Raw genomic sequence first — 11,609 nt, forward strand, 5'->3', positions numbered from 1 at the left:
TGCCCCGTTCTCGAGAATTGAGCAGATGCCGCCGGCGGCGTTTGATTAACCGACGGAGATGTCAGCCGCCGAGCGAGCCCTTGGTGGACGGGATCTCTCCCACCGCCTTGGGATCGATCGCAACCGCCGTGCGCAGCGCCCGCGCCAGGCCCTTGAAGCAGGACTCGGCGATATGGTGGCTGTTATCGCCATATAGGGTCTCGACATGGAGAGTCACGCCGGCGTTGATGGCGAAGGCCTGAAACCACTCGCGCACCAGCTCGGTGTCGAATTCACCGATCTTGTCGCGGGGGAAGTCGGCCTTGAACACCAGGAACGGGCGGCCCGAGATGTCGATGACCACGCGCGACAGCGTCTCGTCCATCGGCATGTGCACGCCGGCATAGCGGGTGATGCCCGCCATGGTGCCGAGCGCCTGCCTGACCGCCTGGCCAAGCGCGATACCGGTGTCTTCGGTGGTATGGTGATGATCAATGTGCAGGTCGCCAACCGCCTTGACCGTGAGGTCGATGCGGGAATGGCGGGCGAGGAGATCGAGCATATGGTCGAAAAAGCCGATGCCGGTCGCGATATTGGCCACGCCGGTGCCATCGAGGTTCACGGTGACCTCGATGTCGGTTTCCTTGGTCTTGCGCTTGATCGTCGCGGTGCGCATTGAAAGCTGGTTTCCATCCTGGCTTGAGGGCCGAAAACGCCAGTCTATTACCAGCCAAATGACGCCTTCGCTACTGCGGGAACGGCTGGCCGGGCTCTACTTCTGCCTATGGTGAGCGAAATTGGGCCCGGAGCGGCCCGTTGTGCGCCCGCTCTCGACCCCCTAAATCAGGCCGGACAACGAGGGTCATTTATGCAGGATTCCCAGAACAGCTCGCCGGTCTGGCACGGCACCACGATTTTGACCGTCCGCAAGGGCGGCAAGGTGGTGGTCGGCGGCGACGGCCAGGTCTCGATCGGCCAGACTGTGATCAAGTCCAACGCCAAAAAGGTCCGGAAACTCGGCAAGGGCGACGTTATCGGCGGCTTTGCCGGCGCCACCGCCGACGCTTTCACCCTGTTTGAGCGGTTGGAGAGCAAGCTCGAGCAATATCCGGGGCAATTGACCCGGGCCGCGGTCGAGCTCGCCAAGGACTGGCGCACCGACCGCTACCTGCGGCGGCTGGAGGCCATGATGATCGTGGCCGACAAGGACGTCTCCCTGGTGCTGACAGGGACCGGCGACGTGCTCGAGCCCGAGGCCGGCGTCATGGCGATCGGCTCCGGCGGCAATTATGCGCTGGCCGCCGCCCGCGCCCTGATCGACACCGACAAGGACGCCGAGACCATCGTCCGCCGCTCGCTCGATATCGCCGCCGACATCTGCGTCTACACCAACCGCAACGTCACCATCGAAGCGCTGACGGCCGGGTAGGGCATGGCCCCCGCCTACACGTTCCGCCCGATGACCGCGGCCGATCTGCCGCTGGTCCGCCGATGGCTGGGCGAGGCGCATGTACGGGAGTGGTGGGGCGATCCGGACGAGCAGTTCGCGCTCGTCAGCGGCGACCTCGACGAACCCGCAATGGACCAGTTCATCGTGTTGGCCGGGATGCGGCCGTTCGGCTATCTTCAATGCTACGACCTGACCGCCTGGAATACGGGCTTCGGGCCGCAATCGGAGGGCACGCGTGGGATCGATCAGTTCATCGGCGAACGCGACATGATCGGGCAGGGCCACGGTTCGTCGTTCATTCGCCAATTCGCCGAGGAGCAGTTGCGGCACGGCCTGCCGCGCATCGTCACTGATCCGGACCCGCGCAACCGACGCGCCGTGCGTGCCTACGAGAAGGCAGGCTTCGTCCGCGATCGCATGGTCGATACGCCGGACGGAGCAGCGCTGCTGATGGTGCGCGAGAATTGACGCTAACAAGCACGCACGAAAGCAAGCTCGCCGTCCCGCCGCTCGCCTGGGCCGGCATCGCACTGCTCCTGCTGGCGCTTCAGGCCTCGATCCTGCTTGCGATGGGCCGGGTGCCGATCTGCACCTGTGGTTACGTCAAGCTGTGGCATGGCGTCGTCAACAGCTCGGAAAATTCGCAGCACATTGCCGACTGGTACAGTTTTTCGCACGTCCTGCACGGCTTCCTGTTCTACGGGCTGACCTGGCTGCTGTTCGCGCAGCTGCCGTTGCTGCGCCTCTCCTGGCCCGCCCGCCTGATCATGGCCATGCTGATCGAAGGCGCCTGGGAGATCGTGGAGAACTCGCCGTTCATCATCGAGCGCTACCGCGCCGGCACGATCTCGCTGGACTATTTCGGCGACAGCATCGTCAATTCGCTCTCGGACACGCTGTTCATGGTGCTGGGGTTCCTCGCCGCACGCACGCTGCCGGTCCCGGTGACGGTCCTTCTGGGGCTCGCCTTCGAAATCATGCTGGCGCTCCACATTCGCGACAATCTGACGCTCAATATCCTGATGCTACTTCATCCAATCGATGCCGTGAAACAATGGCAATCCGGACCGCCCATCATCTGACGCAAAATGCGGCTTGTCCTTGGCCCCCTCCCGCCCTAGCTAAGATCCCATGACAGACTTCTCTCCCCGCGAAATCGTTTCCGAACTCGACCGTTTCATCGTTGGCCAGGCCGACGCCAAGCGCGCCGTCTCGATCGCGCTGCGCAACCGCTGGCGCCGGCAGCAGCTCGAAGGTTCCTTGCGCGAGGAAGTGCTGCCGAAGAACATCCTGATGATCGGGCCCACCGGCGTCGGCAAGACGGAAATCGCGCGGCGGCTCGCCAAGCTCGCCAACGCACCGTTCCTGAAGGTTGAGGCGACAAAATTCACCGAGGTCGGCTATGTCGGCCGCGACGTCGAGCAGATCGTGCGCGACCTCGTCGAGGTCGCGATCGCCCAGGTGCGCGAGCGCAAGCGCAAGGACGTTCAGGCGCGCGCCCAGCTCGCAGCCGAAGAGCGCGTGCTCGACGCGCTGGTCGGCGCCAATTCCAGCGCAGCGACGCGGGAATCCTTCCGCAAGAAGCTGCGCGCCGGCGAGCTCAACGACAAGGAGATCGAGGTCGAGACGCAGTCGTCCGGCAGCGGCATGCCGATGTTCGAGATCCCGGGCATGCCGGGCGCGCAGATGGGTGCGATCTCGATCGGCGACATCTTTGGCAAGTTGGGTGGCCGCAGCAAGACGCGGCGGCTGACGGTCGAGGGCTCGCACGAGATCCTCATCAATGAGGAATCCGACAAGCTGCTGGATACCGATCAGCTGACGCTGGAGGCGATCAGCGCGGTCGAGAACAACGGCATCGTGTTCCTGGATGAAATCGACAAGATCTGCGCCCGCGACGGCCGCGACGGCCGCGTCGGCGGCGACGTCTCGCGCGAGGGCGTGCAGCGCGACCTGCTGCCCCTGATCGAGGGCACAACGGTCTCGACCAAGCATGGCGCGGTCAAGACCGACCACATCCTGTTCATTGCCTCCGGCGCCTTCCACGTCGCAAAGCCGTCCGACCTGCTGCCGGAATTGCAGGGCCGGCTACCGATCCGCGTCGAGCTGCAGGCGCTGACCCGCGACGACATGCGCCGCATCCTCACCGAGCCCGAGGCCTCGCTGATCAAGCAATATGTCGCGCTGTTGCAGACCGAAGGCGTCACGCTCGACATCACCGACAGCGCCATCGACGCGCTCGCCGACGTCGCGGTCGCCGTCAATTCGACCGTCGAGAACATCGGCGCGCGGCGGCTCCAGACCGTGATGGAGCGGGTGCTGGACGAAATCTCCTTCACCGCCCCCGACCGCAACGGCGAGACCGTCCGGATCGATGCCGATTTCGTGCAGACGCACGTCGGCGACCTCGCCAAGAACGCTGATCTGAGCCGGTTTATTTTGTAATTCCGGGCGACCGCGCTATTGATGCGGCGTGACCGCACGCATCCTGCAAAACCCCTGGCGCCTTCTGCTCGCGATTAACGCTGCCGTGATCGTCGGCGTGCTCGTTCACAAGATCCAGCTGCCGCCTTACGTCCCCTACATCCACCTCCTCGTCGACTACCATTTCGGCTTCATCAAGCGCGCGCTGATCGGGGCGATCGTCGCGCTGTTCACGGCCAAGGTGCCGGTCTGGCTGGTGTTCGCGCTCGGTGGCGCGACGTGGCTGGCGACGCTGGGGCTGTACGCAAGACTGTTTCAGAAGACGTTCGGCGTCACGGCGAAGACGCTGCCGCTGTTCGTCTTCATCGCGGGATCGCCGTTCTTCCTGAAGAACTTCATGCACACGCTCGGCCATTTCGACATCTATGGCTGCGTGCTGGCGATCATCCTGCTGCTGATGCCCGCGGGCTCATTGCTGTTCGTGGCGACGGCGGCGCTGTTCTCGATCATCCTCGTCCTGATCCACCACATTCATCTGCTGATGTATGTGCCGACGATCATCACCATCGTCGTAGTCAGGCACTATCTCGCTTGCGGCCTCAATCGCGGCAATCTCGCGTTCGGCATCGTCGCCCTCGCCGCGATCTCTGCGCTGTTCTTCGCCGCGCAGTTCCTGGGGACGATGCCGATCCCCGAAGCGGATTTCGTCGCCCATCTGAAGACCCGGATGGCCGATCCGGCGCGCACCGATCTCTTACAGTTCAGCTACATCTGGTATCAGCCGCTGGCGAAGGAGGTTTCGGACACCTGGGCTTGGCTGCCGCACAACGTCCCTGGCATTCCCGTGTTCGCCCTATTGATCTGGCTGCACACGCCGCTATGGCGTTATTTTGCTGACCTGATCGGCTCGCTCGCGCACGAGGCCCACCGACGCCTCGTCATCGCGGCGCTAATCGGCGTCAGCTTCGCCTATCTCATGATGTTCGCGATGGTGTTCGACTATTCGCGCTGGATCTCGAATTGGGCGGTCTGCATGTTGCTGATCCTGCATGCGGTGAAGATGCTGCCGACCAGCAAGGAGGCGCCGCTGATTCCGGCCGAGGATCGCAACACCAACATCTTTGGCTTGGTCCTCACCCTGATCCCGCGCGTCGGGATCGTCCGGCCGTTTTAGGATCTCGCCCGGCGTATCCGCACATAGAGCGCGCCCTCGCCGCCATGGCCGATGCCGGCTTCCTCGAACCCGACCACGAAGGCGCGGAATTCCGGCAGGCTCAGCCATTCCGGCACCTGGCGGCGCAGTACGCCGCTTTCGCCGCCGCTGCGGCCCTTGCCGGTGATGACCAGCACAAAGGTCAAGCCGTCGTGATGGGCACGGTGCAGGAAGCCGCTCAGCGCGCGGTGCGCGCGCAGCTGGGTCATGCCATGCAGATCAAGCCGCGCCTCGATCTCGCTGCGGCCGCGCGACAGTTTTGTCCGCTCGCGCTTGCCGAGCGGGGCAAGCGGCGGCATCGCCGGCTTTGACGGACGCGGGGCCGGCGTAGCAGCCAACGGTCGTGGCGACAGCGCTGGCTTGGCAACGTGCGCTGCAGGCTCAGTGCGCGGCGCACTCTGCACCTTCGTTGTGCGATGCTTCCGCAGCGGCTTGACCTGCTTTGCAACGAGCTCCCACAGCTCGCGGTCTTCCTCGCTGAGTCCACGCCGGCGCGACAAAGGACGCGGAGGATCCAGCACGGGCGGACGGGACGATCGTTTCATTGCTGGTGGGAACGACTTTTCATGTGCCTGCGCGGTTCGCGGACAGGTTCTATCACAGGACGCGGCGCCGGCAGCGGCACCGGGCCGGCAATTGCGACAGTCTCGCCCTTCGCCGGGTCCTTGGCCGGATCCTTGGCCGGATTCTTGGGACCAGTCTGCGGAAACAGCTTTGCGATCTTCTCCGACGGCCGTGGATCCGGCACCGGCAGCTTTGCGGCGCGGACGCCGGGGTCGAGGCTCTTCGGCACCAGCATCACGAAATGCATGGGGTGGCGCAGCCGGCCCGAGACGCGGCCGGCGTCAGGGCCCGCGCCAAAATAGAGATCGGCGCGCGCGGGGCCGATAATGGCCGAGCCGGTATCCTGCGCAATCATCAGCCGATGGAACGGGGTCCTGGCACGGTCGGACTCGATCGGCAGCTCGCCTTCGATGAAGAACGGCGTGCCGTAGACATGGAGGGATTTGTCGACCGCGATCGAACGGCCGGCGGTCAGCGGGATGCCTTGCCCACCGACGGCTTCGTCCTTGTCGGACAGATTGACCTCGCGGAAGAAGATGTAGGCGCGGTTCTGGCGCCGTAGCTCCTTGGCGCCGTCGGGGTTCTGCGCCATCCACTCCCTGATCTTCTGCATCGACATCTCTTCCTTAGGAATGATGCCACGCTCGATCAGGACACGCCCGACGGCCGTGTAGGGATAGCCGTTGTAGGAATCGTAGTTGAGCCGGATGGTGCCGCCGTCGTCGAACTTGATCCGCGCCGAGCCCTGGATCTGGGCGAACAGCAAATCGGTCGGGTCCTTCAGCCAGGCGATCTCGAGCCCGCGGCCGGCGATCTTGCCGTCCTCGATCTCGCCGCGGTCGTAATAGGGCACGAGCTTGCGGCGGCCGATCTTGCGATAGACCGATCCCTTGTTTGGCAGGCTGACCGAGGCCTGATTGTAGCCGCGCACGAACAGGTTCGAGGGCCGGCGATAGACTGGGACGTTGTAGACATCGGTCTGCGTGCGCGATCCCTCCAGCACCGGCTCGTAATAGCCGGTGACGAAGCCGTCGGGCTCGCCGAGACGCGAGATCCGCAGCGGCGAAAAATTCTCCTCGAAAAAAGTCCTTGCCTGGGCGTCGTCGGCCGGCTCGAGCGATTTGGCGGCCCGGCACGGTTCGCTCAACGAGCCGCCCAGTGCCTTCTGTTCACCCGCGCCGGTCTGCGCGTTGATCGATCGGCAGCTGGCGCGAAAGGTCTTGTAAGCCGCGAGATGATCGTCGTCGCTCCACCCCTTCACATCCGCCCAGGCCAGCGGCAGGTATTGTGCGCCGGGAATTTCGAACGGCAGAGGCAGCTGCGGATAGGGCAACGCGCGCGGCGGGATCGCGGCGACTTCGGGAAGGCGATGGTAATGGCTGCGGGAATGGCGCCGCGCAGCCTCGGCGCCAAGCGAAAACGAAGCCAGCACGACGACACCTGCGCAAAGCGCCGTCGCGCTGTTCTTCAGAAAGATCTTAGTTCGCGCTTCCGGTGCCAACCAGCTTCCAGTTCGGATCGCGAGAGGTGGTGTCGCGGGCGAAAGTCCAGATGTCGGTGATGTCGGCGACCGTGTCGGCGCTGCCGTCGACGATGTTGCCGGCCTTGTCACGGGTGGCCGAGATCATCTGCGAGACGAAGCGGATGGTCAGCTGTGCCGTGCGGTCGCGCAGCTCGGCGCCGGCCAGCTCGGCCTTGTCGATCGAGACGAAGCGCGTCTCGGTCTTCTGCTCGTTCTTCTCGCGGTCCTTGATCGCGGCGTCGAAGCTCTCATAGACCTCGGATGACAAGAGGTCGCGCAGCGCGCGGCGATCGCCATTGGCAAAGGCCAGCACGATCATCTCATAGGCGCCGCGGGCGCCCGAGATGAAGTGGCGCGGATCGAAGGTGGAATCCCGCTCGACGATCGCGTCGAGGCCCTGGGCGAGCGCAGTGCCGGGCTCGGTCAGGCCCTTCCAGCGGTCGGAAGGCGGGGTCGGCTCGGCCGTCGGGGCCAAGGGCGCCTGGTCGATCACCTTGCCCGGCATGGTCACGACGTTCTTGTCCGGCGCACCACCCAGCGCATTGCGAGCCGCGCGGTCGAACGGCGGCCGCTCGTTGCCGGTCCGCTGCCCCAGCACGCTGCGCAGTCGCAGGAAAATAAAGACCGCCAACGCGAGGAAAATGATGGTGTAGATGTCCACGTGGTATTCGCTTTCTGGTCTTCTCGAGAAGGGGGTCGCCGGGAAAATCGATCCGGCCAGTAGACCGTTCCATACGGGAACGGCAAGTCTACATCGCCCTTTTGGGTCCGCGCGTTACGTCCGCCGGATGTAGGCACGAAATTTGGCCCGGCCAATGGCGCCTTTTGGCACAGCGCGGAGTGTAGCGCGTTTTATGCTTAAGGGGAAACCCGATCCTGCCCGGAAATCGCGCATCTTCAAGCGTTTAACCTGCGATTTCGGGTTCCGGGCGGATCAGGCGTCACAGTTGCGGGCGCGGGCCGGATCGATCCTCCGGAGCCGTTCGTCCTTGTGGAATGAGGCGGCCCTATGTTAGCCAACCGCCGCGAAATTCAGCCCAAATCGGGTTCAGCCCAAATCGGGTAAGGAGACACTTCGATGACCAACGGTAACGGTACCCCTCCCGAGGCGGCCCAGGCTCCCCAGCTCAACGTGCTGGCGCAATATACCAAGGACCTCTCGTTCGAAAATCCGAACGCACCGACCTCGCTCCAGCCGCAGAGCCAGGCGCCCCAGATCAACATCCAGATCAATGTCAGCGCCAACAATCTCAGCGAATCCGAGTTCGAGGTGACGCTGTCGGTCGAGGGCAAAGCCGAGAACGCGGGCAAGGTGATGTTCTCGTTCGAGCTCGCCTATGCCGGCGTGTTTCGGATCGTCAATGTGCCGAAGGAGAACCTGCACCCGCTGGTCATGATCGAGTGCCCGCGCCTGCTGTTCCCGTTCGCCCGCGAGATCATCGCGACCGCCGTGCGCGACGGCGGGTTCCCGCCGCTGATGCTGGACCCGGTCGATTTCGTCGGTCTCTATCGCCAGAACATGGAGCGGCAAATGGCCGCCGGTGGTCAGGCCGGCCAAGCTTAACTAATAGGCCTAACCAGCCGGATTGACGGCAGCTGGAGCGGGCAAGAACTCGTTCCAGATCGCCTTGTCGCCGAGCGTTGCGATGAAAGCCCGATGGGCTTCGCGCTCGGCGTCTGAAACCCGCGGCGCGAGCGGTACCAACCGCTGCCGCCGCGGCGCATCGCCACCGGCATTGACGCGAATGTCCTGGGAGTCCGACGCCAGCAGCAGCTGCGACTGCCGCGCCCCGACCAGATCGACATAGACTTCTGCGAGCAGTTCGGAATCGAGCAGCGCGCCGTGCTTGGTGCGGTGTGAATTGTCGATCGCGTAGCGCGAGCAGAGATCGTCGAGCCGGTTCGACACACCGGGATGCTTGCGCCGCGCCAGCAGCAGCGTATCGACCAGCCGCTCGCGCGGGATCGCGGCGCGCTTGATCCGGTCGAGCTCGGCATTGATGAAGCTGATGTCGAACGAGGCGTTGTGGATCACCAGCGGCGCATCGCCGATGAACGCCAGGAAATCGTCGACGACCTCGTGGAACAGCTGCTTGGTCGACAGGAACTCGGCCGACAATCCGTGTACGGCAAAGGCTTCCGCCGGCATGTCCCTTTCAGGATTAATATAGACGTGAAACGTCTGTCCCGTCGGCATGCGGTTGAAGATCTCGACGCAGCCTATTTCAACCAGCCGATCGCCGCGGAGCGGATCGAGGCCGGTGGTTTCGGTATCGAGAACGATTTCACGCATGATTTTGAGGTGCCGTGCAAGAAGCCTTGTAAGTCGGCGAATCAGGCTCGCCGCTGCGGCATCTTAACGACCTCGGCCAGGATGTGCGTGATTTGCGCGCGCACCGGCTCCAGTCCGTGTGAGGTATCCACGACGAAATCGGCCCGCTTGCGCTTTTCAGCGTCCGGCATCTGCTTGGCGATGATGGCGTCGAGCTTGGTCTCATCCATGGTTCCCCGCGCCAGCACCCGCTCGCGCTGCAGTTCCGGCGAGGTCGAGACCACGACGACGGCGTCGACGCGCTTCTCGCCGCCGGTCTCGTACAGCAGCGGTATATCGAGAACCACAACCGGCGCCTTGGCGGCTTCCGCATCGGCAAAGAATTTTTGCCGGGAGGCGCCGAGCATGGGGTGAACGATCTGCTCGAGCTGCTTGATCGCGGCCGGATCGTGCACAACGCGCGCCGACAGTTTGGGACGATCGACCTTGCCGTTCGCGGTGGTGCCGGGGAAGGCGGCCTCGATCGCAGGCGCGGCCTCGCCCTCATACAGCTGATGGACGGCGGCATCGGCGTCGTAGACGGGCACGCCAGCCTCCGCGAACAATTTTGCGGTGGTGGATTTGCCCATACCGATCGAGCCGGTCAGTCCGAGAATCCGCATCAGCGCAAAGCCATCCCTGTCAGTTACACCGCAATGAGCCGCTCACGCCGCAGGAACGCAAGCAGCGGCAGCAACGGCAGGCCGAGAATGGTGAAATGGTTGCCCTCGATGCGCTCGAACAGATGGATGCCGAGGCCTTCGAGCTGATAGGCGCCGACGCTCGTGGTGACGGCATCGCCGGCGGCGTCGAGATAGGCCGAAAGTTCGCCCTCGGACATCTGCCGCATGATCATGCGGGCGACCGACACATCCTCGAAGACAATCCTGCCGTCACGGGCCACCGCGACGGCCGAATTCAGCTCGTGGCTATGGCCGGCGAGATCGCGCAATTGTGCCAGCGCCTGAATGCGACCGGCAGGCTTGTTGAAGAGACGGTCGCCGAGGGCGAGCGTCTGGTCGGCGCCGATCACATAACTTCCGGGACGATGGGCCGAAACCGCCTTGGCCTTCTCGCACGCGAGCAGCAGGCCGATTTCGCGCGGGTTTGAAAGTTTTGACGCAGCCTGAATGCCACGCTCGTCGATGTCAGCGGTCACAGTCTCGAATTCGAGCCCGGCGTTCGCCAGCAGCATCTTTCGTGCGACGCTCTGCGAGGCCAGGATCAACGGAGTTTTGCCGCGCCACAGATCCATTTTCGAGAACTATTCCCAAGGCTATTCAGATGGCAGACTATTCAGATGGCCGGTTGCGTTGGCGATCGCTATAGAGCTTCATGATCGCCGCCGCGGTTTCCTCGATCGAGCGCCGCGTGACGTCCAGCAGCGGCCAGTCATGCTTGGCGCTCAGCTTGCGCGCAAACGCGACCTCCTCGGTGACCGACTGCCTGTCGGTATAGGTGTCGCTGCCGGATTCGGCGCCCATGGAGAGCAGGCGGTTCTGACGGATCTGTATCAGACGCTCCGGCGTCGCATGCAGGCTTACCACCAGCGGCCGGGTCAGCGTCTCCAATTGCGCCGGCACGGGAATGCCCGGAACCAGCGGCACGTTGGCGGTGCGGATGCCGCGGTTGGCGAGGTAGATCGACGTCGGCGTTTTCGAGGTGCGGGACACGCCGACCAGGACGACGTCGGCCTCCTCGAGCCCGTCGACGTGCTGGCCGTCATCGTGGATCATCGTGTAGTTCAGCGCGTCGATGCGCTTGAAATATTCGGCATTGAGCACGTGCTGCGCGCCGACGCGACCCGTGGTCGCTGCTCCGAGATAGGCTTCGAACAACTGCATGACCGGGCCGATGATCGAGAGGCTCGGAACGTTGATGTTTTTGCACTTGTCCTCGAGCCGGGAGACCAGGTCTTTCTCCAGCAGCGTGAACAGCACGATGCCAGGCGCTTCCTCGATCTCGTCGAGCACGCGATCGAGCTGCTTCTGGCTGCGCACCAGCGGATAGACATGCTCGACCGGCGTGACGTTTGCGTACTGCGCGGCGACGGCGCGAGCGACCGTGATCAGGGTCTCACCGGTGGAGTCCGAGACGAGGTGCAGATGGAAATAATTGTTCGAGGTCGGCACAAAAACTCTTTGTA

Annotated in this window: 14 protein-coding genes; 6 read left to right on the forward strand and 8 right to left on the reverse strand. The window is 63.9% G+C overall.

All coding sequences use genetic code 11. The features are described 5' to 3' along the window. Positions 1–61 precede the first annotated feature (61 nt). Positions 62–655, reverse strand: a complete 594-nt coding sequence (gene hisB, locus ABID59_RS31055) for an imidazoleglycerol-phosphate dehydratase HisB (protein WP_354085904.1) — start codon at positions 653–655, stop codon at positions 62–64. 192 nt (positions 656–847) lie between these two features. Between hisB and hslV the strand changes: the two genes are divergently transcribed. From hslV to ABID59_RS31080, 5 genes are read left to right on the forward strand one after another with little or no spacing between them, the layout of a single operon-like run. Continuing rightward, complete coding sequence (gene hslV, locus ABID59_RS31060) at positions 848–1,408, forward strand: ATP-dependent protease subunit HslV (protein WP_027534993.1); 561 nt, start codon at positions 848–850, stop codon at positions 1,406–1,408. A gap of 3 nt (positions 1,409–1,411) precedes the next feature. After that, entirely contained in the window at positions 1,412–1,897 is a 486-nt protein-coding gene (locus ABID59_RS31065) for a GNAT family N-acetyltransferase (RefSeq protein ID WP_354085905.1), read from the forward strand. Continuing rightward, complete coding sequence (locus ABID59_RS31070; RefSeq protein WP_354085906.1) at positions 1,894–2,511, forward strand: DUF2585 domain-containing protein; 618 nt, start codon at positions 1,894–1,896, stop codon at positions 2,509–2,511. The genes ABID59_RS31065 and ABID59_RS31070 overlap by 4 nt, the downstream gene beginning before the upstream one ends. 49 nt (positions 2,512–2,560) lie before the next feature. After that, positions 2,561–3,874: an ATP-dependent protease ATPase subunit HslU gene (gene hslU, locus ABID59_RS31075; protein WP_354085907.1), complete on the forward strand. Its 1,314-nt coding sequence runs from the start codon at positions 2,561–2,563 to the stop codon at positions 3,872–3,874. 28 nt (positions 3,875–3,902) lie between these two features. Further along, on the forward strand, positions 3,903–5,027 hold the full coding sequence (locus tag ABID59_RS31080) for a hypothetical protein (protein WP_354085908.1): 1,125 nt from the start codon (positions 3,903–3,905) through the stop codon (positions 5,025–5,027). Here ABID59_RS31080 and ABID59_RS31085 read toward each other — a convergent pair. From ABID59_RS31085 to ABID59_RS31095, 3 genes are read right to left on the reverse strand one after another with little or no spacing between them, the layout of a single operon-like run. Continuing rightward, a complete protein-coding gene (locus tag ABID59_RS31085; RefSeq protein ID WP_354085909.1) occupies positions 5,024–5,611 on the reverse strand; it encodes a Smr/MutS family protein in 588 nt (195 codons plus the stop codon). The two genes, ABID59_RS31080 and ABID59_RS31085, sit on opposite strands and share 4 nt — an antisense overlap. After that, complete coding sequence (gene mltA, locus ABID59_RS31090; protein ID WP_354085910.1) at positions 5,608–7,131, reverse strand: murein transglycosylase A; 1,524 nt, start codon at positions 7,129–7,131, stop codon at positions 5,608–5,610. The genes ABID59_RS31085 and mltA overlap by 4 nt, the downstream gene beginning before the upstream one ends. Beyond that, a complete protein-coding gene (locus tag ABID59_RS31095; protein WP_148752743.1) occupies positions 7,109–7,813 on the reverse strand; it encodes a Tim44/TimA family putative adaptor protein in 705 nt (234 codons plus the stop codon). Before ABID59_RS31095 ends, mltA begins: the two co-directional genes overlap by 23 nt. A gap of 417 nt (positions 7,814–8,230) precedes the next feature. Here ABID59_RS31095 and secB point away from each other — a divergent pair, with 417 nt between their 5' ends. Then, positions 8,231–8,716, forward strand: coding sequence for a protein-export chaperone SecB (gene secB, locus ABID59_RS31100; protein ID WP_148752744.1), 486 nt, complete (start codon positions 8,231–8,233; stop codon positions 8,714–8,716). 9 nt (positions 8,717–8,725) lie between these two features. Here the strand turns inward: secB and dnaQ are convergent, their stop codons facing one another. Genes dnaQ through ABID59_RS31120 form a run of 4 tightly spaced genes read right to left on the reverse strand, consistent with a single transcriptional unit; the run spans position 8,726 to position 11,595 of the window. Further along, a complete protein-coding gene (gene dnaQ, locus ABID59_RS31105; RefSeq protein WP_354085911.1) occupies positions 8,726–9,445 on the reverse strand; it encodes a DNA polymerase III subunit epsilon in 720 nt (239 codons plus the stop codon). Positions 9,446–9,486: 41 nt separating this feature from the next. Continuing rightward, positions 9,487–10,086, reverse strand: coding sequence for a dephospho-CoA kinase (coaE, locus tag ABID59_RS31110; RefSeq protein WP_148752746.1), 600 nt, complete (start codon positions 10,084–10,086; stop codon positions 9,487–9,489). 23 nt (positions 10,087–10,109) lie between these two features. Beyond that, a complete protein-coding gene (locus ABID59_RS31115) occupies positions 10,110–10,718 on the reverse strand; it encodes a Maf family protein (protein WP_354085912.1) in 609 nt (202 codons plus the stop codon). Positions 10,719–10,755: 37 nt separating this feature from the next. Beyond that, positions 10,756–11,595: a pyruvate, water dikinase regulatory protein gene (locus tag ABID59_RS31120; protein ID WP_148752748.1), complete on the reverse strand. Its 840-nt coding sequence runs from the start codon at positions 11,593–11,595 to the stop codon at positions 10,756–10,758. Positions 11,596–11,609 lie beyond the last annotated feature (14 nt).

This window comes from Bradyrhizobium sp. S3.3.6, from assembly GCF_040546905.1.
GTDB lineage: Bacteria > Pseudomonadota > Alphaproteobacteria > Rhizobiales > Xanthobacteraceae > Bradyrhizobium > Bradyrhizobium cytisi.